The sequence below is a fragment of the Bradyrhizobium sp. JHI2711 genome, assembly GCF_056156565.1.
In genome coordinates this window covers 2,035,639-2,061,565 of sequence record NZ_JBPZPT010000001.1, presented here as the reverse complement: position 1 = coordinate 2,061,565, position 25,927 = coordinate 2,035,639, and the positions used below count along the sequence as shown (strand labels likewise).

22 protein-coding genes and 1 pseudogene are annotated in these 25,927 nt (G+C 65.1%); 15 read left to right on the top strand and 8 right to left on the bottom strand.

What is annotated here, in order from left to right; translation table 11 throughout:
* The first annotated feature begins 83 nt into the window (after positions 1-83).
* The 5 genes from ACTEK7_RS09655 (at position 84) to ACTEK7_RS09635 (ending at position 4,763) form a co-directional block, all read left to right on the top strand.
* Positions 84-1,328, top strand: a complete 1,245-nt coding sequence (locus ACTEK7_RS09655; RefSeq protein WP_192893276.1) for an ABC transporter substrate-binding protein — start codon at positions 84-86, stop codon at positions 1,326-1,328.
* Positions 1,329-1,485: 157 nt separating this feature from the next.
* Positions 1,486-2,364 (top strand): branched-chain amino acid ABC transporter permease, encoded by an 879-nt coding sequence (locus ACTEK7_RS09650; RefSeq protein WP_036004931.1) that lies wholly within the window; start codon positions 1,486-1,488, stop codon positions 2,362-2,364.
* Entirely contained in the window at positions 2,364-3,347 is a 984-nt protein-coding gene (locus ACTEK7_RS09645) for a branched-chain amino acid ABC transporter permease (protein ID WP_057027087.1), read from the top strand. The genes ACTEK7_RS09650 and ACTEK7_RS09645 overlap by 1 nt, the downstream gene beginning before the upstream one ends.
* Entirely contained in the window at positions 3,344-4,075 is a 732-nt protein-coding gene (locus ACTEK7_RS09640) for an ABC transporter ATP-binding protein (protein ID WP_225114877.1), read from the top strand. The genes ACTEK7_RS09645 and ACTEK7_RS09640 overlap by 4 nt, the downstream gene beginning before the upstream one ends.
* The gene (locus tag ACTEK7_RS09635) at positions 4,059-4,763 is read left to right on the top strand and encodes an ABC transporter ATP-binding protein (protein WP_036004938.1); all 705 of its coding nucleotides are present in this window, start codon (positions 4,059-4,061) and stop codon (positions 4,761-4,763) included. Before ACTEK7_RS09640 ends, ACTEK7_RS09635 begins: the two co-directional genes overlap by 17 nt.
* A 181-nt stretch (positions 4,764-4,944) precedes the next feature.
* Here the strand turns inward: ACTEK7_RS09635 and otnC are convergent, their stop codons facing one another.
* Positions 4,945-5,619 carry a 3-oxo-tetronate 4-phosphate decarboxylase gene (gene otnC / locus ACTEK7_RS09630; protein ID WP_225114878.1) on the bottom strand — a complete coding sequence of 225 codons (675 nt, stop codon included), beginning with the start codon at positions 5,617-5,619 and terminating at the stop codon, positions 4,945-4,947.
* 106 nt (positions 5,620-5,725) lie between these two features.
* Here otnC and ltnD point away from each other — a divergent pair, with 106 nt between their 5' ends.
* From ltnD to ACTEK7_RS09600, 6 genes are all read left to right on the top strand, one after another.
* Complete coding sequence (gene ltnD / locus ACTEK7_RS09625; protein ID WP_225129494.1) at positions 5,726-6,643, top strand: L-threonate dehydrogenase; 918 nt, start codon at positions 5,726-5,728, stop codon at positions 6,641-6,643.
* Positions 6,644-6,656: 13 nt separating this feature from the next.
* Complete coding sequence (gene otnI, locus ACTEK7_RS09620) at positions 6,657-7,439, top strand: 2-oxo-tetronate isomerase (RefSeq protein ID WP_225146079.1); 783 nt, start codon at positions 6,657-6,659, stop codon at positions 7,437-7,439.
* The gene (otnK, locus tag ACTEK7_RS09615; RefSeq protein ID WP_225146078.1) at positions 7,436-8,710 is read left to right on the top strand and encodes a 3-oxo-tetronate kinase; all 1,275 of its coding nucleotides are present in this window, start codon (positions 7,436-7,438) and stop codon (positions 8,708-8,710) included. The genes otnI and otnK overlap by 4 nt, the downstream gene beginning before the upstream one ends.
* A gap of 168 nt (positions 8,711-8,878) precedes the next feature.
* Positions 8,879-10,570, top strand: coding sequence for a methyl-accepting chemotaxis protein (locus ACTEK7_RS09610; RefSeq protein ID WP_225146077.1), 1,692 nt, complete (start codon positions 8,879-8,881; stop codon positions 10,568-10,570).
* A gap of 244 nt (positions 10,571-10,814) precedes the next feature.
* Entirely contained in the window at positions 10,815-12,503 is a 1,689-nt protein-coding gene (locus ACTEK7_RS09605; protein ID WP_225146076.1) for a methyl-accepting chemotaxis protein, read from the top strand.
* Positions 12,504-12,732: 229 nt separating this feature from the next.
* Positions 12,733-14,427 carry a methyl-accepting chemotaxis protein gene (locus ACTEK7_RS09600; RefSeq protein ID WP_225134082.1) on the top strand — a complete coding sequence of 565 codons (1,695 nt, stop codon included), beginning with the start codon at positions 12,733-12,735 and terminating at the stop codon, positions 14,425-14,427.
* Between the two features lie 141 nt (positions 14,428-14,568).
* Here the strand turns inward: ACTEK7_RS09600 and ACTEK7_RS09595 are convergent, their stop codons facing one another.
* Both ACTEK7_RS09595 and ACTEK7_RS09590 read right to left on the bottom strand, forming a co-directional pair.
* A complete protein-coding gene (locus tag ACTEK7_RS09595; protein ID WP_225139547.1) occupies positions 14,569-16,077 on the bottom strand; it encodes an acetyl-CoA acetyltransferase in 1,509 nt (502 codons plus the stop codon).
* A 123-nt stretch (positions 16,078-16,200) separates the two neighbouring features.
* The gene (locus ACTEK7_RS09590) at positions 16,201-17,334 is read right to left on the bottom strand and encodes a nitronate monooxygenase (protein ID WP_225146075.1); all 1,134 of its coding nucleotides are present in this window, start codon (positions 17,332-17,334) and stop codon (positions 16,201-16,203) included.
* 282 nt (positions 17,335-17,616) lie between these two features.
* Between ACTEK7_RS09590 and yghU the strand changes: the two genes are divergently transcribed.
* Positions 17,617-18,489 carry a glutathione-dependent disulfide-bond oxidoreductase gene (gene yghU, locus ACTEK7_RS09585; RefSeq protein ID WP_109144471.1) on the top strand — a complete coding sequence of 291 codons (873 nt, stop codon included), beginning with the start codon at positions 17,617-17,619 and terminating at the stop codon, positions 18,487-18,489.
* Positions 18,490-18,684: 195 nt separating this feature from the next.
* Here the strand turns inward: yghU and ACTEK7_RS09580 are convergent.
* The 4 genes and pseudogenes from ACTEK7_RS09580 to ACTEK7_RS09565 all read right to left on the bottom strand — a co-directional run bounded on the left by ACTEK7_RS09580 (position 18,685) and on the right by ACTEK7_RS09565 (position 22,387).
* Positions 18,685-19,298 (bottom strand): annotated as a pseudogene (locus tag ACTEK7_RS09580) (flavin reductase family protein).
* Between the two features lie 168 nt (positions 19,299-19,466).
* A complete protein-coding gene (locus tag ACTEK7_RS09575) occupies positions 19,467-20,744 on the bottom strand; it encodes an acyl-CoA dehydrogenase family protein (RefSeq protein WP_225143807.1) in 1,278 nt (425 codons plus the stop codon).
* Between the two features lie 376 nt (positions 20,745-21,120).
* Positions 21,121-21,501, bottom strand: a complete 381-nt coding sequence (locus ACTEK7_RS09570; RefSeq protein ID WP_036023004.1) for a VOC family protein — start codon at positions 21,499-21,501, stop codon at positions 21,121-21,123.
* Positions 21,502-21,607: 106 nt separating this feature from the next.
* Positions 21,608-22,387 carry an SDR family NAD(P)-dependent oxidoreductase gene (locus ACTEK7_RS09565; RefSeq protein WP_036016250.1) on the bottom strand — a complete coding sequence of 260 codons (780 nt, stop codon included), beginning with the start codon at positions 22,385-22,387 and terminating at the stop codon, positions 21,608-21,610.
* A 166-nt stretch (positions 22,388-22,553) separates the two neighbouring features.
* Here ACTEK7_RS09565 and ACTEK7_RS09560 point away from each other — a divergent pair, with 166 nt between their 5' ends.
* From ACTEK7_RS09560 to ACTEK7_RS09550, 3 genes are read left to right on the top strand one after another with little or no spacing between them, the layout of a single operon-like run.
* Entirely contained in the window at positions 22,554-23,342 is a 789-nt protein-coding gene (locus ACTEK7_RS09560; protein ID WP_036016260.1) for an enoyl-CoA hydratase/isomerase, read from the top strand.
* Positions 23,339-24,325: a phosphotransferase family protein gene (locus tag ACTEK7_RS09555; protein ID WP_036016252.1), complete on the top strand. Its 987-nt coding sequence runs from the start codon at positions 23,339-23,341 to the stop codon at positions 24,323-24,325. The genes ACTEK7_RS09560 and ACTEK7_RS09555 overlap by 4 nt, the downstream gene beginning before the upstream one ends.
* Positions 24,326-24,328: 3 nt before the next feature.
* Complete coding sequence (locus ACTEK7_RS09550) at positions 24,329-24,706, top strand: DUF6285 domain-containing protein (RefSeq protein ID WP_036016253.1); 378 nt, start codon at positions 24,329-24,331, stop codon at positions 24,704-24,706.
* 250 nt (positions 24,707-24,956) lie between these two features.
* Here ACTEK7_RS09550 and ACTEK7_RS09545 read toward each other — a convergent pair whose 3' ends face one another.
* The gene (locus ACTEK7_RS09545) at positions 24,957-25,736 is read right to left on the bottom strand and encodes an enoyl-CoA hydratase-related protein (protein ID WP_036016254.1); all 780 of its coding nucleotides are present in this window, start codon (positions 25,734-25,736) and stop codon (positions 24,957-24,959) included.
* Between the last annotated feature and the right edge of the window lie 191 nt (positions 25,737-25,927).

Sequence of the window (25,927 nt, the reverse complement as noted above, 5' to 3'; positions counted from 1 at the left end):
GCGTCTGCTGCTTCTTCAGGCTTTACCGCATCCACCAATCGCTTCATTCGATCAGCCGAAATTCAGTAACAGGGGACTTTGCCATGACGATCACTCGCCGCGACGTGTTGTTGGGGGCCACCGCCACTGCCGCCCTCGTGCCGCTGGCGGCGCGCGCACAGAGTTCGGAAGTCGTGATCGGCGTGATCTATCCGTTCTCCGGCGGCAGCGCGCAGCAGGGCGTCGACGCGCAGAAGGCCTATGAGACCGCGCTCGAAGTCATCAACAAGGACAGCGATTTCGACCTGCCGCTGGCGAAGGGCGAAGGCCTGCCGGGCCTCGGTGGCGCCAAGATCCGCCTCGTGTTCGCCGACCACCAGGCCGATCCGCAGAAGGGCCGCGCCGAGGCCGAGCGCCTGATCACGCAGGAGAAGGTCTGCGCCGTCGTCGGCACTTACCAGAGCGCGGTGGCCGTCACCGTCAGCCAGATCTGCGAGCGCTATCAGGTCCCGTTCCTGTCCGCCGACAATTCCTCGCCGAGCCTGCACCGCCGCGGCCTGAAATATTACTTCCGCGCCTCGCCGCACGACGAGATGTACTCGGCTGCGATGTTCGACTTCTTCGACGCCATGAAGAAGAAGGGCACCAAGATCGAGACGCTGTCGCTGTTCCACGAGGACACCATCTTCGGCACCGATTCCGGCAATGCCCAGACCAAGATCGCCGGCGAGCGCGCCTATAAGATCGTCACCGACATCAAGTATCGCGCCAACTCGCCCTCGCTCTCTGCCGAGGTGCAGCAGCTCAAGACCGCCAATGCCGACGTGCTGATGCCGTCGAGCTACACCACCGACGGCATCCTCCTGGTCAAGACCATGGCCGAGCTCGGCTACAAGCCGAATGCGATCGTGGCGCAGGACGCCGGCTTCTCCGAGAAGGCGCTCTACGATGCCGTCGGCGACAAGCTCGAAGGCGTGATCTCGCGCGGCACCTTCTCGCTCGACCTCGCGCAGAAGCGGCCGATGGTCGGCAAGATCAACGAGATGTTCAAGGCCAGGTCCGGCAAGGATTTCAACGACCTCACCTCGCGGCAGTTCATGGGCCTGATCATCCTCGCCGACGCCATCAGCCGCGCCAAGTCGACCGACGGCGAGAAGATCCGCGACGCGCTTGCCGCGACCGACATCCCGGGCGAAAAGACCATCATGCCCTGGAAGCGCGTCAAGTTCGACGAGATGGGCCAGAACAACGACGCCGATCCGGTGCTGCTGCAATATGTCGGCGGCAAGTTCGTCACCATCTTCCCGCCGCAGGCCGCGATCGCCGAGGCGATCTGGCCGATGAAGTAAGAGCTGCGGAGGGCAGCGGAGCAAACTGCTCCCACCGTCATTGCGAGGAGCGAAGCGACGAAGCAATCCAGACTGCTTCCTTCGAAACATTCCTGGATTGCTTCGCTTCGCTCGCAATGACGAAGCCTGTCGTGACGTTTCGAACGGGGGACCAGAGTTGACAGCCCAAGCCATTATCCAGAGTCTCGCGAGCGGCCTCCTGATGGGCCTGCTCTACGGATTGATCGCGGTCGGCCTCGCGCTGATCTTCGGCCTGATGGACGTCACGAACTTCGCCCATGGCGAATTCCTGATGATCGCGATGTATCTGTCTTTCTTCCTGTTCGCGTTCTTCGCCATCGATCCGCTGTTGTCGGCCCCGTTGGTCGCCGCGGCACTCTTCATATTCGGAGCGGTCGTCTACCTGCTCCTTGTACGTTTCGCCATGCGGGCCAAGGCCAACGCCGGCATGGTGCAGATCTTCACCACCTTCGGCCTCGCCATTGTCATGCGCGGCCTTGCGCAGTATTTCTTCACGCCGGACTATCGCAGCATCCCACAATCCTGGCTCGGCGGCAAAACCATCTCGGTCGGCGGAATCTTTCTGCCGGAGCCGCAACTGGTCGGCGCGCTGGTCTCGATCGCCGCTTTTGCAGGTCTCTACTTCTTCATCCACCGAACCGATTTCGGCCGCGCGATCGAAGCGACCCGCGAGGATCCCGGTGCAGTCGCGCTTGTCGGCATCGACAAGAACCGCGTGTTTGCATTCGGCTGGGGGCTCGGCGCCGCGCTGGTTGGTCTCGCCGGCGCGATCATGGCGGTGTTCTTCTACATCTATCCCGACGTCGGCGCCTCCTTTGCGCTGATTGCCTATGTCACGGTGGCGCTCGGCGGCTTCGGCAGCGTGTTCGGCGCCTTCGCCGGCGGCATCATCGTCGGTCTCGTCGAAGCGGTCACCGCGCTGGTGCTGCCGCCGTCGCTGAAATCGGTCGGCATTTACTCGGTCTATCTGCTGGTCGTCTTCATCCGGCCGCGCGGCCTGTTCGGATCGATGTGATGGACAAGGATTTTGCAGCGCGGCGCCGCCGCAACCTCATCATCGCCGCAGCGCTCGCTACCATTGCCGCGCTGACGCCGTTGTTCGTGAAGGACGTCGTCGTCCAGAACATCCTGATCCTGACACTGATGTATGCGGGATTGTCGCAGAGCTGGAATATCCTGTCCGGCTATTGCGGGCAGATCTCGCTCGGCCACGCGCTGTATTTCGGTCTCGGGGCCTACACCACCGAGCTGCTGTTCACGAAGTTCGGCGTGCTGCCTTGGTTCGGCATGCTGGCGGGCGGAGTGGTGTCGGCGCTGATCGCGATGGGGCTCGGCTATCCCTTCTTCCGCCTGCGCGGCCATTACTTCGTGATTGCCACCATCGTCATCGCCGAGATCGGCTTGCTTTTGTTCCACAACTGGGAATGGGCCGGTGCCGCGATGGGTATCACCATTCCGATCCGCGGCGACAGCTGGCTGAAATTCCAGTTTCTGCGCACCAAGCTGCCCTACTTCTATTTCGCGCTGGCGCTGTGCTGCCTCGCCTGGTTCGTGACATGGTGGCTGGAAAACTCCAAGTGGGGATTTTGGTGGCGTGCCGTCAAGGACAACCCGGAGGCGGCCGAGAGCCTCGGTGTCGACGTGTTCAATTCCAAGATGGGTGCGGCCGCGGTCTCCGCCTTCCTTGTCGCCGTGGGCGGCAGCTTCTACGCCCAGTTCGTCTCCTACATCGATCCGGAAAGCGTCATGGGCTTTCAGTTCTCGCTGCTGATGGCGCTACCGGCCGTGCTCGGCGGCATCGGCACCCTGTGGGGGCCGGTGTTAGGGGCGGCCATCCTGATCCCGCTGACTGAGCTGACGCGCTTCAAGTTCGGCGGCTCGGGGCGGGGTGTCGACCTCATTGTCTACGGCACGCTGATCGTTCTGATCTCGCTGGCCCTGCCGCGCGGCCTGCTGAGCCTGTTTTCACGCCCGAAGAAGACGGGAGCTGCCCGATGAGCGCGCTGCTCGAAACCCGCGGCGTCTGGCAGCGCTTCGGCGGCCTTGTCGCCAACAGCGACGTCTCGATCTCGGTCGGCCGCGGCGAGATCGTCGGCCTGATCGGCCCGAACGGCGCCGGCAAGTCGACGCTGTTCAATCTGATCGCCGGCGTGCTGCCGCCGACGCAAGGCTCGATTTGGTTCGACGGCGAGGACGTCACCCGCATGCCGGCGGCGATGCGCTGCCAGCGCGGGGTAGGACGCACCTTCCAGGTGGTCAAGAGCTTCGAGACCATGACTGTCATCGACAACGTCATCGTCGGTGCACTCGTGCGCAACACCGTGATGCGCGAGGCCCGCCGCAAGGCGCATGAGGTGCTGGAGTTCACCGGCCTTGCCGCGCGCGCCGACGTGCTCGCCAGCGACCTCGTACCGGCCGAGAAGCGCCGCCTCGAAGTCGCGCGGGCGCTTGCGACCGAGCCGAAGCTGCTGCTGCTCGACGAAGTCCTCACCGGCCTGACGCCGACCGAGGCGCAGACCGGCGTTGCCCTGGTGCGCAAGGTGCGCGATGCCGGTATCACCGTGCTGATGGTGGAGCACGTCATGGAGATCGTGATGCCGCTGGTGGACCGCGCCATCGTGCTCGACCTCGGCAAGGTGCTGGTCGAGGGCAAGCCCGCCGACGTCGTGCGCGATCCCAAGGTGATCAAGGCATATCTGGGAGATCGTCATGCTGTCGGTGCGTGAAGTCACCACCGCCTATCAGGGGCTGGTCGCCATCTCCGCGGTCTCGATCGAGGTCCAGAAGGGCGAGATCGTCTGCGTTGCCGGCGCCAACGGCGCAGGCAAGTCGACGCTGCTGAAATCCATCGCCGGCGCCGAGCGTCCGCGTTCCGGCACGGTGACGTTCGACGGCAAGCGCCTCGACGGCATGGCGCAGCATCACATCACGGCCACCGGCATCGCCTATGTGCCGGAAAACCGCCGTTTGTTTCCGCGTCTGTCGGTGCGCGACAACCTTCGCCTCGGCAGCTATCTCTACAGGGGCGAAGCGAACCGCGAAGAGCCGCTCGATCTCGTCTTCAAGCTCTTCCCGCGCCTTCAGGAGCGCCTGGAGCAGCGCGCCGAGACGCTCTCCGGCGGCGAGCAGCAGATGCTCGCCATCGGCCGCGCGCTGATGACGCGTCCGCGGCTGTTGATGCTGGACGAGCCCTCGCAGGGCATCATGCCGAAGCTGGTCGACGAAATTTTCCAGGCGGTGAAGCTCATCCGTGACTCCGGCATGACCGTCCTCATCGTCGAGCAGCGCATGGCCGAGTGCCTCGAGATCGCCGACCGCGCCTACATCCTGCAGACCGGCCGTGTGCTGATGCAGGGCGCAGCCAGCGAGATCAAGGGCAATCCGGATGTGCGGAAGGCATATCTGGGGCTGTAGCCGAATAGTATCGGGCACGCCCGCGCAACATACCCGGTGTCATCGCCCGACTTGATCGGGCGATCCAGTACTCCGAGACGTCAGAGATATGCGGAGAAGCCGCGGCGTACTGGATTCCCCGCTTTCGCGGGGAATGACAGCGGTGGTGAGGCGACGCTCGTCCACCCCTTACCGCAAGTCGCTAATACTCGTGCCCGTGCTCCGGCAACGTCACCCCGAACACCTGCACCAGATCCTTCACCTGCTCCGGCGACAGGTAACGTGGGTTCATCCCGCGCAGCAGCAGGTACAGCTTCGCCGTCTCCTCCAGCTCTTCCGTCGCGAACACCGCCGCTTCCAGCGTGTCGCCGGCGACGACCGGGCCGTGATTGGCGAGCAGCACGGATGAGTACTTCCCAGCCAGCCCCTTGATCGCATCTGCGACCGCGGGATCGCCAGGGCGGTAATAGGGCACGAGCGCGGTGGCGCCGCATTTCATCAAATAATAGGCCGTCATCGGCGGCAGCGCGGCGCGCGGATCGATCTCGGGCAGCATCGACAGCGCCACCGAATGCGTGGAGTGCAGATGCACGATGGCCCGCGCGCTGCCGCGCGTGTCGTAGAGCGCATTGTGCAGCGGAACTTCCTTGGTCGGGGCATCGCCCGAAACCAGCCGGCCCTGCTGGTCCAGCCGTGATAGTCTTGCGGGATCGAGGAAGCCGAGCGAGGCGTTGGTCGGCGTCACCAGCCAGCCGCCATCGTCCATCTTGACGCTGATATTGCCGGAGGAGCCCGGCGTCAGCCCGCGCTCGAACAGGGACCGTCCGAAGCGGCAGATGTCCTCGCGCAGCAATGTCTCATTGCTCATGGCCGTCATGCCTGCTTGTCTCACGCTTTGGCAGCGCGGCCAAGCCGTGTTATTCGGTTGCCAAGCTGCCGCAAAGGGCGGCCATCCGGGAAACGCTCGCAAGGGTCAGTTGCATATGTCCGCCTCCACCTCACAAAATCAGCGTATTGCCGTCGTCGGGCTCGGCTCGATGGGATTTGGCATGGCGACCTCGCTCAAGAGCGCCGGCCATGCCGTGACCGGCTGCGACGTCTCGGCGGATGCCGTCGCGCGCTTCGTGAAGGACGGCGGCGCGGGGGCCAAGACGCCGGCCGAAGCGGCCAAGGACGCAGACATCGTCGTCAGCGTGGTGGTCAATGCCGCGCAGACCGAAACCATCCTGTTCGGCAAGGATGGCGCCGCCGAGACCATGCCCAAGGACAGCGTGTTCGTCTCCTCGGCGACGATGGATCCCGACGTGGCGCGCCGTCTTGCCAAGCAGCTGGAGGCGACCGGCCGGCACTATCTGGATGCGCCGATCTCCGGCGGGGCGCAGCGCGCCGCGCAAGGCGAATTGACGATTCTTGCCTCCGGCAGCTCGGCCGCTTTTGCCAAGGCGCGGCCGGCGCTCGATGCCATGGCTGCAAAGCTCTACGAGCTCGGCGATGCCGCCGGGCAGGGCGCTGCGTTCAAGATGATCAATCAGCTGCTCGCCGGCGTTCACATCGCCGCCGCAAGCGAAGCCATGGCGTTCGCAGCCAAGCAGGGCCTCGACATCCGCAAGGTCTACGAGGTGATCACGGCCTCCGCCGGCAATTCATGGATGTTCGAGAACCGCATGCCGCATGTGCTCGACGGCGACTACACGCCGCGAAGCGCGGTGGAGATCTTCGTCAAGGACCTCGGCATCATCCAGGACATGGCGCGCAGCGCCCGATTCCCCGTGCCGGTCTCCGCCGCCGCGCTCCAGATGTTCCTGATGACATCGGCCGCCGGCATGGGCCGCGACGACGACGCATCGGTCGCGCGCATGTATGCGCAGGTCACCGGCGTCAAGCTGCCCGGCGACAAGTAACAGAGGACCTCCAATGCCCCGTTTCGCCGCCAATCTCTCGATGATGTTCACCGAGGTACCGTTCCTCGACCGCTTCGATGCCGCCGCGCAAGCGGGCTTCACCGCGGTGGAATTCCTGTTTCCGTACGAGCATCCCGCCGAGGCTGTCGGCGAACGGCTCAAGCGCAACGGCCTGACCCAGGCGCTGTTCAACCTGCCGCCGGGCGACTGGAACGCCGGCGAGAAGGGCTTTGCTGCGCTGCCATCGCGCTTTTCCGATCTCAAGGCGAGCCTGGAGACGGCGCTGCCTTATGCCAAGGCGACGGGCGTCAAGCGCCTGCACCTGATGGCCGGCATCGCCAATCGCGGCGAGCGCGTCGCGATCGAGGCCTTCTACAAATCGGTGGCCTGGGCCGCCGAGTTCTTCGCGCCTCACGGCATCGATGTCGTGATCGAGCCGATCAACGCCCGCAACGTGCCCGGCTACTTCCTCAACGATTTCGGCTTTGCGCGGGATCTGATCCAGGAGCTGAGGCTTGCGAACCTGAAGCTCCAGTTCGACATCTATCACTGCCAGATCATCCATGGCGACGTCACCATGCGGCTGCGCGAGATGATGCCGATCATCGGCCACATCCAGATCGCGAGCATTCCCTCGCGCAACGAGCCAGACGGCGAGGAGCTGAACTATCCGTTCCTGTTCGATGAGCTCGACCGGCTCGGCTATGCCGGCTTCGTCGGCTGCGAATACAATCCGCGCGGCAAGACCACCGATGGCCTCGCCTGGTTCAAGTCCTATGCGGGAGTGAAGCCGTGACCCCAGCGTTGGGCTGCATCGCCGACGACTACACCGGCGCCTCCGATCTCGCTAACACGCTGACGCGCGCGGGCCTGCGCACCGTCCAGACCATCGGCATCCCTGCCGACGATCTGATGCTGCCCGAGGTCGATGCCGTCGTGGTGTCGCTGAAGAGCCGCTCGATCGAGGCCGGCCTTGCCGTGTCGCGCTCGCGCGCGGCGGACAAATGGCTGCGCGGCCGCGGCGTGGGCCACGTGCTGTTCAAGATCTGCTCGACCTTCGATTCCACCGACGCCGGCAATATCGGCCCGGTCATGGATGCGCTGCGCGCCGATTGCGGCGAGGGAGCCGTGCTGGTGACGCCGGCCTTTCCGGAGACCGGGCGCACCGTCTATCAGGGCAATCTGTTCGTCGGCGCCGTGCCGCTCAGCGAGAGCCCGCTGAAGGACCATCCGCTCAACCCGATGCATGATTCCAACTTGGTGCGCGTGCTGGCGCGCCAGAGCAGCACGCAGATCGGCTTCGTCGATCTCGCCACCGTCGCGCGCGGCGCGGAGGCCGTGCGGGCACGGCTGGCTGAGCTCGCCGCCAGAGGCATCGGTGCTGCGATCATCGACGCCGTGTTCGACCGCGACCTCGAGACCATCGGTCTCGTCGCCGCTGAACATCTTCTGTCGGTCGGCGCGTCCGGCATGGGCCTCGGGCTTGCGCGCGCGCTGGTGTCGACGGGCAAGGTGAAGCCGGCACCGAGCAGCGAAACCGGCGCGGCCGTCGGCGGCCTGGCGGCATGCCTTGCCGGCAGCTGCTCGCAGGCGACGCTTCAGCAGATCGCCAGCGCCGAACGCATCATGCCGGTGCTTCATCTCGATCCGGAGCGGATCGTCGCGGGCGCCGCTGAAGCGCAGCGTGCGCTGGACTGGGCGAGGCCGCGGCTTGCGGAAGGTCCGGTGCTGATCGCTTCGAGCGCGACGCCGGACGCCGTTGCGGCCGTGCAGGCACGCCATGGCCGCGATGCCGCAGGCCACGCCATCGAGCAGGCCATGGCCGGCATCGCCGAGGGTCTGGTGCAGGCCGGCGTCCGTCGCTTGATCGTCGCCGGTGGCGAGACATCTGGCGCCGTGGTCGATCGGTTGAAGATTCCAGGATTTCTCGTAGGAGTAGAAATCGCGGCGGGAGTCCCGGTGCTGCGCGCGGTCGGTGCAAGCTCCGGCGAGATGTTGCTCGCTTTGAAATCTGGAAACTTTGGCGGTCCGGACTTCTTCTCCGACGCGCTTAGGCTCATGCGCTGAGCGCAGAGCCTCCTTAGTCCATCGTTCATTTCTTTCGGCTTCGGTACTCGTACGGAGCCGCAGTTAACATTTGCGCAGGTGCTCTGCGCTCAGATGTCGCCGCAGCTCCTCTTTGGTTGATTCTTAGAGCTTCGACGCGCATCCGCGCCAGCACAACGAGATCCGATTATGTTCGCCAACATTTCCATCCGCGCCAAGATCATCAGTGTCGTCGCGTTCCTGCTCGTCGCGATGGCCGGCATGGGCCTGCTCGCCATCATGAAAATGCGGTCGATGAACGCCAACACGGTCGACATCACGATGAATTGGATGCCCAGCGTGCGGGTGCTGGGCGAGCTTCGGGCGAGCGTCATCACCTATCGCAACGTGGTCCGCCAGCACATGCTTTCCGACACGCTGGACGAGAAGCTCGCCAACGAAAAGACGGCCATGACGGTGCTCGAGGCGCTTGCCAAATACCGCAGCCGCTACGAGCCGATGATCACCTCGCCGGAGGAGCGGGCGCTCTACACCCAATGGGCAAAGCTCTGGGACGATTACAAGAGGGGCACCGAAGAGGTGATGGCGCTCTCGCGCAAGGAAGCCGGCAAGATCCCACACGAGGCCCGGGAGCTGAATACGAAGACCGTCAACAAGCTCGGTCTTCAGGCAGACGAGGTCCTGACCAAGGACATCGAGCTCAACACCAAGGGCGGAGAACAGGCCGCTCAGGACGCCGCCGACAGCTACGCCTACGCCTTCATGCTGGTCTCGGCAATTCTCGGCGCCGCCATCGCCATCGGCATCGCCGTCGGCTTCTATCTCGTCCGCGACGTCTCTAGCGGCATCAACTCGATCACCCTGCCGATGCAGGCGCTGGGCCGAGGCGACCTCTCCGCCGAAGTCCCGCATCGCGGCGAGAAGACCGAGATCGGTGCCATGGCCGACGTGCTCCAGATCTTCAAGGAGGCGTTGATCGCCAAGAAGGCCGCCGACGAAGCCGCCGCGGCCGACGCCGAAGCCAAGATCGAGCGCGGCCGCCGCGTCGACGACATCACCCGCGAATTCGAAACGATGATCGGCGAGATCGTCCAGACCGTGTCATCGGCCTCGACCCAGTTAGAGGCCTCTGCATCGACCCTGACTGCGACCGCCGACCGCTCGCAGCGGCTGGCGACCACGGTGGCCGGCGCTTCGGAGGAAGCCTCCACCAACGTGCAATCGGTGGCCTCGGCGACCGAGGAGATGGCCTCGTCGGTCGGCGAGATCAGCCGCCAGGTGCAGGAATCGGCGCGGATGGCGGGCGATGCAGTCGGTCAGGCCCGTGCCACCACCGAGCGCGTCAGCGAATTGTCCAAGGCCGCCGCGCGCATCGGCGACGTCGTCGAGCTGATCAACACCATCGCCGGCCAGACCAACCTGCTGGCGCTGAACGCCACCATCGAGGCGGCGCGCGCCGGCGAAGCCGGCCGCGGTTTTGCCGTCGTCGCCTCCGAGGTGAAGGCGCTCGCCGAGCAGACCGCGAAGGCGACCGGCGAGATCGGCCAGCAGATCTCCGGTATCCAGGCGGCGACCAACGATTCCGTCGGCGCCATCAAGGAGATCTCCTCGACCATCGAGCGCCTGTCGGAGATCTCGTCGGCCATCGCCGCTGCGGTGGAAGAGCAGGGCGCCGCGACGCAGGAGATCGCCCGCAACGTTCAGCAGGCGGCGCATGGCACCCAGCAGGTGTCGTCCAACATCACCGACGTGCAGCGCGGCGCGACCGAGACCGGCACGGCCTCCTCGCAGGTGCTGTCGGCGGCGCAGATGCTGTCGAACGATTCCGGCCGGCTGAAGAACGAGCTCAGCAAGTTCCTGACCAACGTCCGCGCCGCGTAGACAGACGTGGGTTCCACAAGCAAGGGCGGCGCCATCGGCGCCGCTCATAGTTTTTCCTGCGCGCGTTGCGCTGTCGATATGCCCGTAGAATTGCGACGTACTCTTCAGCGAAAGCTCCGTACTACTGCGTAGCGTCGTTAAACCTAACAATCCTGAGCGACGGTAAGATCGTGGCGGAAGTCGTAGCACGATCGGAGCCGGTCCGGACCAGCAACTCCCGACCGTCAGCATTGGGGAGGATTTAATGTCTTGGATCAACAACCTTCGTATTTCCATTAAGGTTTCCGCCGTATTCGCGGCGATCTGTCTCGTCGTCGCCGGCAGCACCGCAGCCATCTACAACTCGCTGAGCGTAATGAATTCCACGGCGAAGATGACAGTGCATACCTATCAGGTGCTGGAGCAGCTTTCCGAGCTTGTCGGTGCGATGGTCAATCAGGAAACCGGCGTTCGCGGCTATCTCGTGTCTGGCGATGCCGGCTTTCTCGCTCCTTACGAAGCCGGGCTGAAACAATTTCAGACTGCGGCGGCCAAAGTCGGCAGCCTGACCTCGGACAACGCCACGCAGCAGAAGCGACTCGAGCAGGTCAAGGCGCTTGCCAACGACTGGGCAACCAACGTCGCGCAGCGCGAAATCGCGCTGATGAAGGATCCGGCAACCCAGGCGAAGGCGCGTGAGCTCGAGGCTTCCGGAGCCGGCAAGAAGTCGATGGATGGCCTCCGCGCCGTCGTCCAGGAAATGGACAGGGAAGAGCGGTCGCTGTTGTCAGTGCGGGCGGCTGCCTCCGACGCCGCCTCGTCCAGCGCCACCATGGCCATGCTGATCGGAGGCCTCGTCACCCTGCTGCTCTCGCTCGTGGGCGCCTTCGGCGTCGCCTTCGCGGTCACCCGCCCGATCCAGCGCATCACGACCGAGATGGGTGTTCTCGCGAATGGGGACACCTCGGTGATCGTATCGGGTATCGAACGCAAGGACGAGATCGGTGAGATGGCTCAGGCGGTCCAGGTGTTCAAGACCAATGCCATCGAGGTCGAGCGGCTGAAGGCGGAACAGGTTGAAACCGAGCGTCGCAATGCCGAGCAGCGCAAACGCGACATGGTCAGGCTCGCCGACGACTTCGAGAGCGCCGTCGGCCAGATCATCGGAACAGTGTCGTCGGCATCGACCCAGCTGGAAGCATCGGCCACCACCCTCACAGGTACGGCCGAGCGGTCCCAGAAGCTCGCGACCACGGTGGCCGGCGCTTCGGAGGAAGCCTCCACCAACGTGCAGTCGGTGGCCTCGGCGACCGAGGAGATGGCCTCGTCGGTCGGCGAGATCAGCCGCCAGGTGCAGGAATCGGCGCGGATGGCGGGCGATGCAGTCGGTCAGGCCCGTGCCACCACCGAGCGCGTCAGCGAATTGTCCAAGGCCGCCGCGCGCATCGGCGACGTCGTCGAGCTGATCAACACCATCGCCGGCCAGACCAACCTGCTGGCGCTGAACGCCACCATCGAGGCGGCGCGCGCCGGCGAAGCCGGCCGCGGTTTTGCCGTCGTCGCCTCCGAGGTGAAGGCGCTCGCCGAGCAGACCGCGAAGGCGACCGGCGAGATCGGCCAGCAGATCTCCGGTATCCAGGCGGCGACCAACGATTCCGTCGGCGCCATCAAGGAGATCTCCTCGACCATCGAGCGCTTGTCGGAGATCTCGTCGGCCATCGCGGCTGCGGTGGAAGAGCAGGGCGCCGCGACGCAGGAGATTGCCCGCAACGTGCAGCAGGCGGCGCAGGGCACCCAGCAGGTGTCGTCCAACATCACCGACGTGCAGCGCGGCGCAACCGAGACCGGCACGGCCTCCTCGCAGGTGCTGTCGGCGGCGCAGATGTTGTCGAACGATTCGAGCCGGCTGAAGAGCGAGGTCAGCAAGTTCCTGACCAACGTCCGCGCCGCGTAAGGCGCGGCCGTGGATTGATCAAACCAGGAGCGGTGCCAAAAGCGCCGCTCTTTTTTTCTGCGGTAGCGCGATGTCGTCTGGCGGTAGGATCATGGGGAGCCGACCGTAAACATACGGGGCGCCCATTTCATGGATAGTTAAATTCGCCTTACGAGAATTGAGGGAAGACGCCTCGAACAGCGGCCGTCCTGTCTGGAATGAACGCATATCGCATTGTTTGGGGGCTCTGATGCGCAAGAATCTTCCCGTCACCACCGTTGAATATCCGGTCAGTGATGAGACGTTGATCGTTTCGCGGACCGATCTGAAGGGCAAGCTCACGTACTTCAACGAGGACTTCCTCGCGGCCGCCGGCTTCACGTCCGCGGAACTGATGGGCCAGCCGCACAATATCGTTCGTCACCCGGACATGCCGCCGGAGGCATTCGACAATCTCTGGGACACGCTGAAGGCCGGCAAGCCCTGGCTCGGCGCAGTCAAGAACCGCCGCAAGAACGGCGACTTCTATTGGGTGCTGGCGACGGCTTCTCCGATCCGCGAGAACGGCGAGGTCAAGGGCTATACGTCGATCCGCACCAAGCTGCCGGCCGACCAGCGCAAGCTCGCCGAAGAGGTCTATGCCGCCATCCGCGAGAAGAAGCCGCATGGCTATCGCATCGACGCCGGCATCATCCGCCGCCGCTCCTGGCTCGACCACTTCAGCATCTTTACCGGGACGCTGAAGGCGCGCCTGATCACGATGATGGTGCTGCAGTCGCTGTTCATGCTCGCGCTCGGCATCGGTGGCGCGGTCGCCACCGGCGGTTCGACCAGCCTGATCCTGTCGCTGCTGGCTGTCGCCGGTGCGGCTATCGTCGGCTTCGCAGGCCTTGCGACCATGCGTGCTATTCAGGGACCGATGCGGCAGCTCAACGACACGCTGGTCAACCTCGTGCAGGACAAGCTTGACAATCGCATCGTGATCGAGCGCGACGACGAGATCGGCGAGGCGCTGCGCAACCTTCAGACCGTGCAGACCATCGTCCGTTTCAGCCGCGACGAGGTGCAGGCGGTGCAGCGCCGCGCCGAGGCGCAGCGCAAGGCCGACATGACCAAGCTTGCCGACGGTTTCGAGGCGGCGATCGGGGAAATCGTCGAGACCGTATCGGCCGCCGCGACTGAGCTTGAGGCATCGGCCTCGACCCTGTCCTCGACCGCGGGCCGGGCGCAGGAGCTGGCCACGGTAGTTGCGTCCGGCTCGGAGGCCGCCTCCAGCAATGTCCATTCGGTGGCTTCGGCTGCCGAGGAGATGTCGTCCTCGGTGCGCGAGATCGGGCGGCAGGTGCAGGATTCCTCCCGGATCGCGAGCGAGGCGGTCAGCCAGGCGCATGCCACCACCGAGCGTGTTAGCGAGCTGTCGCGGGCTGCGGCGCGGATCGGCGATGTCGTCGAGCTCATCAATGCGATTGCCGGCCAGACCAACCTCCTGGCACTCAACGCTACCATCGAGGCGGCGCGGGCTGGCGAAGCCGGCCGCGGCTTCGCGGTGGTGGCCTCCGAGGTCAAGGCGCTCGCCGAGCAGACGGCCAAGGCCACCGGCGAGATCGGCCAGCAGGTCGGCGGCATCCAGGCGGCGACGCAGGATTCGGTCAGCGCCATCGGGGAGATCAGCGGCACCATCGCGCGTCTGTCGGAGATCGCTTCGGCCATCGCGACGGCCGTGCAGCAGCAGGGCGCAGCGACCCAGGAGATCGCCCGCAACGTGCAGCAGGCCGCCCTGGGCACCCAGCAGGTCTCGTCCAACGTCGGCGACGTGCAGCGCGGCGCCTCGGAGACGGGATCAGCGTCCACGCAGGTGCTGTCGGCGGCCCAGATGCTGTCCCGCGATTCCAACCGCCTCAAGCTCGAGGTCGGCAAGTTCCTGAACTCGGTTCGCGCCGCCTGACTCTCGACCGCGTCGGAAAAAACAGGCGCCGAAGGGCTGAGATCTCGTAGGGTGGGCAAAGGCGCTCTTGCGCCGTGCCCACCATTCTTTCCGGATCACACGAAGGCCGTGGGCACGCTTCGCTTTGCCCACCCTACGAGATCACGCCACCCGCCACTCGGGCACGTTATCTTCTGCCATAGCGATTTCGCCGAACGAGCCGACCGGGGTGCGATCCATGGCGAGCAGCTGCGCCAGCGTCGCGCCGTCGCTCGCCGGGACCCGCGCCAGCGTGCGGCGATCGTCCTCTGTCCGCAGCATCACGACGCCATGCTCGATATTGCCGCCGCGGCCGTAAAGCACGGTGAAGCTCTCGACCGTGCCCTTGCCAGTGGCCTCCGCGACGAACTCCGGCACCGCGCGCTTGTTGCGGTCCGCATCGGCCTGCACGCTCGTTTCCTGCACCAGCGCCTCGCGCGGCGCCGTCTTCGACACCACCAGCGCGTGGTGCTTGGTGACGAAGCCGCCCTGGCCATAGAGCAGGCCGAGCTTGGCGCCGTCGCGCAGCCGCCGCACCATAGCGCAGGCGGCATGCGTCATGTAGGTGTTGAGCGGCGCGCCGAAGAAGGTGAGGCCGCCCGTCACGGTCGGCTGCACGTCGGCACCTAAGCCCAGTGTCCGCCGCGCCATTTTGGGCACGCAGGGGAAGCAACTGTAGAGCTCGATCGCGTCGAAGGACTTGCCGTCGCCGCCGGCGAGGTCCATCGCCGCTTTCAGCACGGCGTTCTGCGGGTGGCTCTCGTAAAACTGGTCGCGCAGCAGATAGTCACGCGGCTCTTCCGCGGAGGCGCCGCCGAGCGGGTAGACCAGTTTGTCTTCGGCGATCCCGGCTGCGCGTGCCTTGGCGAGACTGGTGAGCAGCAGCGCACCGCCCATGTTGACGCTGGGGTTCGCCACCATCAGCTTGTTGTAGGGCCAGGCGATCAGGCGATTGTCCGCGGTCGGCGTCGTAATCTCCTCCGGCGTGTAGCGCCGCTTCAGCCAGGCGTTCGGGTTCTCCGCGGCGGCTTCCGAATAGCGCGACCACAGCGTGCCTGACTCCGCCATGGCTTCGCGTGGCGTCTGACCCCAATGCGCGGAGGAGGCCGCTTCATAGAATGGATAGACGGTCACAGGTCGAAACACGCCGAGCTTCACCGCCAGCGGCTTCTGGAACGCCGCGCCGCGCTTGGGTTCCTCGACGTCATAGGCGAACGGCGTCCACGGCAGCTTGACGCCGGCGCGCTCCGCCTTGGTAGCGCTCGATTGCGCTTCCGCGCCGCACACCGCCGCCACGCTGCACTCGCCGCGCGCGATGCGCTTGGCCGCCTCGTGGATGTAGCGGATCGGGCTCTCGCCGCCGACTGGGCCGTAATAGCAATGCGCGGGCGAGATGCCGAGGCGCTGAGCCAAAAGCTGCTCCGGATCGCGATAGCGCCAGCTCAGGAAATTGACGACGTCGAGCGATTGCACCTCGCCGAGCAGCTTTGCGCCGGCGTCTTGTTCAGCCCGCCGCAGCGCCTGTTCGAGCAGGTCGAGCGGTTCGAGACCCTCGGCGATCTCCTTGGGGCGATCGACGATCTCGCCGATGCCGACGATGACGGGGATGCGGTCTTCGGGGATATTGGTCATTTCTTCTTGCTTCAGTTCACGATGTCAGTTGTTCGTCATTGCGAGCGCAGCGAAGCAATCCAGGATCTTTCCGCGGAGGCAGTCTGGATTGCTTCGCTGCGCTCGCAATGACAAGTGGGATCGTCACTCCGCCACCAGCGCATTCATGTGCTCGACGGCTTCGGCGAAATCCTGCTTGAACTCCTGTACCACCGCACCCGCCGACTTGACGCTGTCGATCAGGCCGACGCCCTGGCCGACGAAATAGCTGACGAGATCGCGCGCCCTGGCGTTGCCGCCCGCAGCGGCACGGTCGATCGAATGGAAGGCGTCGCGGCTAATGATGCTTTGCAGCGGCATCGGCAGCGCGCCCGGGCTATCCGGCGCGCGGTCCCAGGCGTCGATCCAGACCGAGCGGAGCTGCCGGGCCGGCTTGCCGGTGCGGCCCTTCGAACGCACCGCATCGCGCGAGGATGCCGCGATCATCTTCTCGCGAAAGATCTCGCTTGTCTCGGACTCGACCGTGGCCAGCCACACCGAGCCGGTCCAGACGCCGGCCGCGCCCATCGCCATGCAGGCCGCCATCTGCCGTCCCGTCATGATGCCGCCGGCTGCCAGCACCGGCACGTCTCGGATAGTCTTGATCGCCTTGATCACCTCCGGCACCAGCACCATGGTCGAAACCTCGCCGCAATGGCCGCCGGCCTCGGTGCCCTGCACCACGAGGATGTCGACGCCGGCGGCGACCTGGCGCAGCGCGTGCTCCTTGGCGCCGACCAGCGCTGCAACCGGCACCCCGTGCTTCTTGCCCATCTCGATCATCGCCTTCGGCGGCACGCCCAGCGCATTGGCGATCAGGCGGATCGGATGATTGAAGGAGACCTCGAGCAGCTGAAGCGCGGTCTTGCCGTCGAACGGCTGCGGCTGGTTGTCCGCGACCTCGGTGGTGGTCAGCTCGATGTCGTACTTCTTCAGGAGATCGCGCGTGTAGTTGCGGTGCTCCTGCGGCACGCGCGCTTCCAGGCTCTTCCAGGTGACGTCCTTCTCGCCGGCCGTCGAGATGTTTTCCGGGATCAGCACGTCGATGCCGTAGGGCTTGCCGTCGACGTGATCGTCGATCCATTTCAGCTCACGCTCGAGCGTCTCCGGCGTATGCACGGTCGCGCCCAGCACGCCGAAGCCGCCGGCGCGGCTGACGGCGGCAACGACGTCGCGGCAATGGCTGAAGGCGAGCAGCGGGAATTCGATCCCCAGCATGTCGCAGATCGGCGATTTCATGGCTCTCTCCCGGCGGCAGGCTTCGCATTCTCGTTGCTTTCGCAGGCAAAGCAAAGTGACGCTAGCGGATCGATGACACGCCGGATCTGGCGAGGCATCTTGTGTATAGACGTCGCTCTATCCGCGCGCCGCAGGCCCTGCGGGCACCCCGGAATGACGGAGGGGAGGGGCTGCCATGACAAAACGCAGAGTTGTCCCATCCGGCAATGCATTGTGGCGCCCTTGTCATCGGCCGTTTGCGGGCTAATTAATGCAGACGCATCTTTTTGCCCGGAGCCCCGCATGACCGACGCCCCTTACGTGCCGCCCAAAGTCTGGACCTGGAACAAGGAGAACGGCGGGCAATTCGCCAACATCAACCGCCCGATTGCCGGGCCCACCCACGACAAGGAGCTGCCAGTCGGCAAGCATCCGCTTCAGCTCTACTCGCTGGCGACGCCGAACGGGGTCAAGGTCACCGTGATGCTGGAGGAGCTCCTGGCGCTCGGCCACAAGGGCGCCGAATATGACGCCTGGCTGATCAGGATCGGCAATGGCGACCAGTTCGGCAGCGGCTTCGTCGACATCAATCCGAATTCCAAGATCCCGGCGCTGATGGACCGTTCCGGCCCCGAGCCTGTCCGGGTGTTCGAGTCAGGCTCGATCCTGTTCTACCTCGCCGAGAAGTTCGGCGCCTTCCTGCCGAAGGACGTCAAGGCCCGCACCGAGGCGATGTCCTGGCTGTTCTGGCAAATGGGCAGCGCGCCCTATCTCGGCGGCGGCTTCGGCCATTTCTATGCCTATGCGCCGACCAAGATCGAATACGCCATCGACCGTTTCGCAATGGAGACCAAGCGCCAGCTCGACGTGCTCGACCGGCGTCTCGCCGACAACGAATATCTCGCGGGCAAGGACTACACCATCGCCGACATGGCGGTGTGGCCCTGGTATGGCGCGCTCGCCAAGGGGCTGGTCTATGGTGCCGGCGAATTTCTGTCGGTGCAGGACTACAGGAACGTGCAGCGCTGGACCGACCAGATTGCGCAGCGCCCCGCCGTGAAGCGCGGCCGCATGGTCAACCGCGTCTCCGGCGATCCCGCCAGCCAGCTCCACGAGCGCCACGACGCGAGCGACTTCGAGACCAAGACCCAGGACAAGCTCGTGCCCGCGACGTAGCTGACGGGTTCATCACCTCTCCCCGCAAGTGGGGAGAAGGCGAATTCGATCGCAGATCGAATTCGGGTGAGGGGGTACAGGTCCCTCGACAGTCTCGCGCGTGGAGAAAGGCCCCTCACCCCAACCCTCTCAGCGCGAGCCAAGCTCGTCGCGGCCCCGTAGGAATGGGGCGAGGGAGCGCACCGTTGCTGCGGCCTATTTCTTCATGCCCTCCGCCGCCGGAAACACCACGCGGTCATCGGTGCGGCAGTAACGGTCGGCGAACATGCGGCCGATCGGGTGATAGCGGTCCATGTGCACCCGCATCGCCTTGTCGTCCCAGAGCTCGTCGCGGATGTGGAAGTGGAGGCCTTCGCCCATGATCAGCCGGCGATCGTCGTTGACGTCGATCAGCTTCCAGAGCTTGCACTCCATCGCCCAGGGCGTGTCAGCTAGCCGTGGCACCCCGATCTTCGTCGAGGGCGCAAGCTTCAGCCCGAGATAATCGGGCTCGCTGATCTCAGGCGGAAAATCGCCGCTGCTCTCGTGCATGCCCGCGCCAGCGGCTCGTCCGTGAGGTTGACCACGAATTCACCGGTGCGCTGGATGTTGAGAAACGTGTCCTTGTCCTCGCCGTTCGGCTTGCGGTTGGCCGCGAACATGCAGAGCGGCGGATCCTCGCAGAAGGCGTTGAAGAAGCTGAACGGGGCGGCGTTGACCACGCCGGTCGGCCCGAGCGTGGTCACCCACGCGATCGGCCGCGGCAGAATGAAGGACGTCAGCACCTTGTAGCGCTCGCGTGGCGTCAGCTCGCTGGCGGCGTAGTCCATGGTGGCTCCTCGGCTTTCTTCGCCTCTCCCCGCCTGCGGGAAGAGGCCGATGCGCGGAATGCGCGGCGGGTGAGGGGGCTCTCCGCGAGTCCGACTGTCACCGTCCTCGCGGAGAATCCCCCTCACCCTCTCCCCGCAAGCGGGGAGAGGGGAAAGAGATAAGGCGCCTTACGCCATGCTCAGCTCGTGGCGGCCCACCACCATCCAGTGCACCTCGTCCGGACCGTCGGCGAAGCGCAGGTGCCGCACGTCCTGGTACATCTCGGCGAGCGGGGTCCAGTGCGAGATGCCGGTGGCGCCGTGCATCTGGATGGCCTGATCGATGATCCTGCAGGCGCGCTCGGGCACCATGGCCTTGACCATGGAGACCCAGACGCGGGCCTCCTTGTTGCCGAGCACGTCCATTGCCTTCGCCGCTTTCAGCACCATCAGCCGCATCGCCTCGATCTCGCAGCGCGCCTGCGCGATGATCTGCATGTTGCCGCCGAGATGGGCGATCTTCTTGCCAAAGGCCTCACGGGTGAGGCCACGCTGCACCATCAGGTCGAGCGCCTTCTCGGCCTTGCCGATGGTGCGCATGCAGTGATGGATGCGGCCGGGGCCGAGGCGGAGCTGCGAGATCTCGAAGCCACGGCCTTCGCCGAGCAGGATGTTCTCCTTCGGCACGCGCACATTGTTGAAGCGCATGTGCATGTGGCCGCGCGGGGCGTGGTCCTGGCCGAACACGTACATGGGACCGAGCACCTCGACGCCGGGCGTGTCGCGCGGCACCAGGATCTGCGACTGCTGCTTGCTCGGCGGCGCGTCCGGGTTGGTCTTCACCATCACGATGAGGATCTTGCAACGGGGATCGCCGAGACCCGAGATGTAATACTTCTCGCCGTTGATCACCCATTCGTCGCCGACCAGCTTTGCGGTGGTCGAGATGTTCTTGGCGTCGGAGGAGGCGACGTTCGGCTCGGTCATGACATAGGCCGATCGGATCTCGCCGTTGAGCAGCGGCTTCAGCCATTTCTCCTTCTGCTCCTTGGTGCCGACGCGTTCCAGCACCTCCATGTTGCCGGTGTCGGGCGCCGAGCAATTCATGGTCTCCGAGGCCAGCGGGCTCTTGCCGAGCTCGGCCGCGATATAGGCGTAGTCGAGATTTTTCAGGCCCTGGCCGGTCTCGTCATCGGGCAGGAAGAAGTTCCAAAGGCCTTCCTGCTTGGCCTTGTTCTTGGCCTTCTCCAGCACCTCGAGCTGCTTCGGCGTAAAACTCCAGCGATCTTCCTTGCCCTCGCCGGCCTTGGCGAACTCGATCGACATCGGCTCGACGGTATCGCGGATGAACTTCTTGACGTGATCGTAAAGCGGCCGGACTTGGTCCGACATCCGCAAGTCGTTGAGCTCGTCGCCGGGATTGAGCGTGTAGTTGGTGGTGCGGGGAATGTAGGTGTGTTTTGTCATTGGTCCTCCCGGGATCGTTGGAATGTGTTGTGCGCAAGAATAGTCGCAGCGCCGTCAAAGTGCGAGCGCGCATTTTCTCGCGTGAGGCCATGCCATGCGATGGAATATCGCAAGGCCGTTTGAAATGTTGTTTGAATGGGCGCGGCGCGCTGGGCACGCCCGCGCCACGCTCTCCGCCGTCATCGCCCGCCTTGTGCGCACTTGCGCACTGGGGCGGGCGATCCAGCACTCCGAGACGGCAGTGATTGAACAGAGTAGCTGCGGCGTATGGGATTCCCCGCCTGCCGCCTACGCTAAAGCTTCGGCGCCCCTGGACCTCAACCCCGGCGAAGCCTTGGCGTAGCCGGGTCGCGGGGAATGACAGCAGTGGATGTGGCTAGTTCGCCATCCGATGCATCGCGCAGATCTTGTTGCCATCGAGATCGCGCAGGTAGGCCAGATAGAGCTTGCCGCCCGGGCCCTGGCGAATGCCGGGCGGATCCTCGATCGATTTTGCGCCGGCTGCAACGCCCGCCGCGTGCCACGCATCGACCTGTTCCGGCGAATTGGCGGCAAAGCCGATCGTGCCGCCGTTGGCGCAGGTCGCCGGCTCGCCGTTGATCGGCTTCGATACCGAGAACACTCCGGTCTTGGTGATGTAGAAGATGCGGTGGCCGTCGACCCTGGCCGGCCGCACCTCGAGCGTGCCGAGCAGTTGGTCGTAGAACGCCTTGGCCTTGTCCAGGTCGTTGGTACCGATCATGACGTGTGAAAACATTTGCCCGTTCCCTCAGTGTTGTAGCCCGGATGGAGCAGAGCGAAATCCGGGTCTTGCTTGCTTTTGGCCGTCCCGGATTCGCTGCGCTCCATCCGGGCTACGAGAATCAAAACGCGGTATAGCCGCCGTCGATCACGAACGTATCCGCGGTGTGATACGACGACGCCTTGCTCATCAGATACACCGCGATGCCGCCGAAATCGGAGGCTTCGCCGAAGCGCCGCATCGGAATCCGCGGCATCACGTTGGCTACGAACTTGTCGTTCGCCATGAGCCCTGCGGTCATGTCGCTCTTGATCCAGCCCGGCAGGATCGCATTGGCGGTGACGCCGTGACGTGCCAGCTCGACGCCGAGCGCGCGCACCAGCGCGTTGATGGCGGCCTTGGTCGCGGCATAATGCTCGTTGCGCGCCGTGCCGAAGATCGAGGCGAGGCTCGAGGTCGCGACCAGCCGGCCAAAGGGATCGCCGGCATTGGCGCGATCCGTCATGTGCTTGGCGGCGGCCTGGAACGCGTGGAACACGCCGTCGAGATTGGTCGCGAACATCGTGCGCCATTCCTCCTCGGTGCGCTCGATGAAGGCGCGCCGGCCACCGCCGCCGATGCCCGCATTGGCGAAGCAGCCGTCGACCCGGCCGAAGGTGTCGAGCGTCGCCTTCATCGCTGAAGCGACCGAGGCCGGGTCGGTGACGTCGCAGACGCGGCTGCCGACCTTGCCGGAGAGGCCCGCCATGCTCGCGGCAGCGGCTTTGTTCTTGTCAGCATTGCGGCCCCAGATCGAGACGTTGCAGCCCTGGCCCGCGAGCGCCTGCGCGATACCGAGCCCGATGCCGCCATTGCCACCGGTGATCACGGCCACGCGGCCGGAAAGGTCGAAGAGGTTCATGGCGCGTTTCCTGTTTTTAGACTGCGGCGCATCAGCCGCTGCGCACAAGATTGCTTGCTATGCTCCGATCACCATGGACAAGACCGCGCCAAAAATCAAATATGCGCCCCGGCAAAACGAATTCCGGCCTGCGAAACTGGTGCGGGCCGCAACTGATGAGGAAACCATGCAGTTCAAACACGTCACGCTCGACTTCGATGGCTCGGTCGCGATCCTCAAGCTCGACCATCAGGAGGTGATGAACGCGGTCTCCGTCGACATGCTGGGCGGTCTTTCCGAGGCGCTCGATGCGATCGAGGAGAAGAAGGACGAGGTGCGCTGCGTGGTGCTGACCGGTGCGGGGCGGGCGTTCTGCACGGGCGCCAATCTGCAAGGCCGCAACAACCAGGCGAAGAAGACCAAGGCCGGCCTTACGCTGGAGACCGGCTTTCATCCCTTCCTGCGCCGCATCCGCAACCTGCACTGCCCGATCGTCACCGCGGTCAATGGCCCGGCCGCCGGCGCCGGCATGAGCTTCGCGCTGCTCGGCGACATGATCCTATGCGCGCGCTCGTCCTATTTCCTGCAGGCCTTCCGCCGCATCGGCCTCGTGCCGGATTGCGGCTCGACCTGGCTGCTGCCGCGCCTCGTCGGCCGCGCGCGCTCGATCGAATTGTCGTTGATGGGCGAGCGCTTGCCGGCCGAGAAGGCGCTGGAATGGGGCCTTGTCAACCGCGTCTATGATGACGGCGACTTGATGGAGGAAGCGATGAAGCTGGCGCGCGATCTCGCCAGCGGGCCGACGGTGGCGCTGTCGCTGATCCGCAAGCTCTATTGGGACAGCCCGGAAAATTCCTTCGAGGATCAGCTCAATCTGGAATTCCAGTGCCAGCTCCGCGCCGGCGACACCGAGGATTTCCGCGAGGGCGTCGGAGCGTTCCTCGAGAAGCGGCCCGCGCAGTTCAAGGGCAAATGATCGAGGCGGCGCTTTCACGCAGCGTCCGGCGCTGGTGCAAAGGGGCGACCGGCGTCACCGGGGCGGCTAAATTGTCGGGCGGCGCCAGCCAGGAAACCTGGCGCTTCGACATCACCCATCCCGACGGGCCGATCGGCGCGATCTTGCGGCGCTCGCCAAAGGGCTATGGCGCCGCGCCGACCCGTGCGGCTGGCCTTGGCGCGGAAGCGCAGCTGATGCAGCTCGCCTATGAGGCCGGCGTGCCGTCGCCGCGCGTCCTGCATGTGCTGGTGCCGGAGGACGATCTCGGCACCGGCTTCATCATGCAGCGGGTCGAGGGCGAGACCATCGCGCGCAAGATTCTTCGCGATGAGGAATACGCGGCGGCGCGGCCGCATCTGGCGCGGCAGATCGGTGGCATCCTCGCGGGCCTTCACAGGCTACCGCAGGAAAAATTGCCTGCGCTGCGCAACAGGGGCGCGACCCAGGAGATCGCCGAGTTCGAGCGCGACTATCGCAGCCTGAACTGGCCCAAGCCCGTGTTCGAGCTGGCGCTGCGCTGGCTCCGCGACCACGATCCGGGTCCCTCAGTCGAGACCACGCTGGTGCACGGCGATTTCCGCAACGGCAATCTCATCATCGGCGCGGATGGCGTTCGCGCCGTGCTCGACTGGGAACTCGCCCATCTCGGCGATCCCATGGAGGACCTCGGCTGGGTCTGCGTGAACTCCTGGCGCTTCGGCGAGATCGACAAGCCCGTCGGCGGCTTTGGCTCGCGCGAGGAATTGTTCGCCGGTTACGAGGCTTCGGGCCGCAAGGTCGACCCTGAGCGCGTCAAGTTCTGGGAAGTGATGGGCACGCTGCGCTGGGGCATCATGTGCGGCGGCATGATGCAGCGCTTTCGCGAGGGGCCCGACCATTCCATGGAGCGCGCCATGATCGGCCGCCGCGCCAGCGAGACCGAGATCGATCTGTTGCGGCTTCTGGCGCCGCGCGGGAGCTGACACATGCAGGACGAGCCGACCCCGATCGAGCTGACCAAGGCAGTCGCCGATTTCCTCCGCAGCGACATCACGCCGCTGATCTCCGGCCACCAAGCCTTCAAGCTGCGCGTCGCCATCAACATCCTCGACCTCGTCACGCGGCAGCTGACGCGGGAGGAGGGAAGCGATGCGAAGGAGGTGGAGCGCCTGCGCGCGCTGCTCGGCATCGACGGCTCGGTCATGGAGCTCAACCGTGTTCTCGCACATCGCATCGCGAGCGGGGAGATGGATCTCGCGACCCCAGGCCTCGCCGAGCACCTGTGGGCAACCACGATGGACAAGCTGGCGGTCGATCAGCCGAATTATGCGTCGTACAAGCGCGAACTAGGACGAAGCGGGTAGGTCTCTCCCCGTCATTGCGAGGAGCCCTTGCGACGAAGCAATCCAGACTGTCTCTGCTGGGCAGCCTGGATTGCTTCGCTACGCTCGCAATGACAGTGTTGAGAGAGGGGGCGCTCCTCTCTCCGCTCATTCCGGGGCGTCGCGAAGCGACGAACCCGGAATCCATTCATCCGCACGTTCTGTCGCTCAATGGATTCCGGGCTCGCGCCTGTCGGCGCGCTCCGGAATGACGAGTGGGGAGACCCGTTTCCTACTTTCCCACCCATTTCGGCGGCCGCTTCTCGGAAAACGCCTTCGGGCCCTCGATATAATCCTGCGAGGCGACCATCGCCTGCACGGCCGGATAGTCCCGTTGCTCCGCGATCGCCTGCTCCAGCGACACGCCAAGCCCCTTCTGAATCGCCTGCTTCGAGGCCCGGATCGACATCGGCGAATTCTTGGCGATCATCTCGGCCCAGCGCAGCGCGGCCGCGAGCGCCTCGCCCTGCGGCACCACCTCGTTGACGAAACCGAGCTCGAGCCCTTCCTTGGCGCTGACATGGCGCGCGGTGAGGATCATGCCCATGGCGCGCTTCAGCCCGATCTGGCGCGGCAGCCGGTGCAAGCCGCCGGCGAGCGCGGCAAGGCCGACGCGCGGCTCGGGCAGGGCGAAGGTCGCGTTCTCCGCGGCGATGATGAGGTCGCAGGCGAGCGCGATCTCGAAGCCGCCGCCCATGGCAACGCCGTTCACCGCGGCGATGATCGGCTTGTCGCAGTCGAAGCGTGAGGTGAGGCCGGCGAAGCCGCCCTTGTCCCAGCCGCGTTTTCCCCCCGCTGCCTGCCACTTCAGATCGTTGCCGGCGCAGAACGCCTTATCGCCGCTGCCCGTGACGATCGCGATCCACTGCTCGGGATCGGCGGAGAAATCGTCAAACACCTTCTGAAGCTCGAAGTGCGCATCGGTGTGCAGCGCGTTGTAGACCTCGGGCCGCGACAGCGTCACGATCGTGATCGGCCCCTTGCGTTCCACCTTTGAGAATTTCAGCTCCATCGCGCGCTCCCGGATTTTCTTTCGAAGGAATATTGGCCCCATACTACCGTGCGGGTGCGCCAGAGCACCATCGAATTGCGCGGGCGCGCCTTGCGCTCCTCACATCTCGGCTTGCTTGACTTGCACGCGCTCTTCTCACCTTAATCGCACCAAGCAAGAATGCGCCCAGCGCCTTAACGCAAAACGATAAA

Bases quoted from the DNA above. Each gene is read 5' to 3' on its own strand.
- ACTEK7_RS09655 (WP_192893276.1), top strand. From the start codon at position 84: ATGACGATCACTCGCCGCGACGTGTTGTTGGGGGCCACCGCCACTGCC.
- ACTEK7_RS09645 (WP_057027087.1), top strand. From the start codon at position 2,364: ATGGACAAGGATTTTGCAGCGCGGCGCCGCCGCAACCTCATCATCGCC.
- ACTEK7_RS09640 (WP_225114877.1), top strand. From the start codon at position 3,344: ATGAGCGCGCTGCTCGAAACCCGCGGCGTCTGGCAGCGCTTCGGCGGC.
- ACTEK7_RS09635 (WP_036004938.1), top strand. From the start codon at position 4,059: ATGCTGTCGGTGCGTGAAGTCACCACCGCCTATCAGGGGCTGGTCGCC.
- otnC (WP_225114878.1), bottom strand. From the start codon at position 5,619: ATGACGGCCATGAGCAATGAGACATTGCTGCGCGAGGACATCTGCCGC.
- ltnD (WP_225129494.1), top strand. From the start codon at position 5,726: ATGTCCGCCTCCACCTCACAAAATCAGCGTATTGCCGTCGTCGGGCTC.
- otnI (WP_225146079.1), top strand. From the start codon at position 6,657: ATGCCCCGTTTCGCCGCCAATCTCTCGATGATGTTCACCGAGGTACCG.
- ACTEK7_RS09610 (WP_225146077.1), top strand. From the start codon at position 8,879: ATGTTCGCCAACATTTCCATCCGCGCCAAGATCATCAGTGTCGTCGCG.
- ACTEK7_RS09605 (WP_225146076.1), top strand. From the start codon at position 10,815: ATGTCTTGGATCAACAACCTTCGTATTTCCATTAAGGTTTCCGCCGTA.
- ACTEK7_RS09600 (WP_225134082.1), top strand. From the start codon at position 12,733: ATGCGCAAGAATCTTCCCGTCACCACCGTTGAATATCCGGTCAGTGAT.
- ACTEK7_RS09595 (WP_225139547.1), bottom strand. From the start codon at position 16,077: ATGACCAATATCCCCGAAGACCGCATCCCCGTCATCGTCGGCATCGGC.
- ACTEK7_RS09590 (WP_225146075.1), bottom strand. From the start codon at position 17,334: ATGAAATCGCCGATCTGCGACATGCTGGGGATCGAATTCCCGCTGCTC.
- yghU (WP_109144471.1), top strand. From the start codon at position 17,617: ATGACCGACGCCCCTTACGTGCCGCCCAAAGTCTGGACCTGGAACAAG.
- ACTEK7_RS09575 (WP_225143807.1), bottom strand. From the start codon at position 20,744: ATGACAAAACACACCTACATTCCCCGCACCACCAACTACACGCTCAAT.
- ACTEK7_RS09570 (WP_036023004.1), bottom strand. From the start codon at position 21,501: ATGTTTTCACACGTCATGATCGGTACCAACGACCTGGACAAGGCCAAG.
- ACTEK7_RS09565 (WP_036016250.1), bottom strand. From the start codon at position 22,387: ATGAACCTCTTCGACCTTTCCGGCCGCGTGGCCGTGATCACCGGTGGC.
- ACTEK7_RS09560 (WP_036016260.1), top strand. From the start codon at position 22,554: ATGCAGTTCAAACACGTCACGCTCGACTTCGATGGCTCGGTCGCGATC.
- ACTEK7_RS09555 (WP_036016252.1), top strand. From the start codon at position 23,339: ATGATCGAGGCGGCGCTTTCACGCAGCGTCCGGCGCTGGTGCAAAGGG.
- ACTEK7_RS09550 (WP_036016253.1), top strand. From the start codon at position 24,329: ATGCAGGACGAGCCGACCCCGATCGAGCTGACCAAGGCAGTCGCCGAT.
- ACTEK7_RS09545 (WP_036016254.1), bottom strand. From the start codon at position 25,736: ATGGAGCTGAAATTCTCAAAGGTGGAACGCAAGGGGCCGATCACGATC.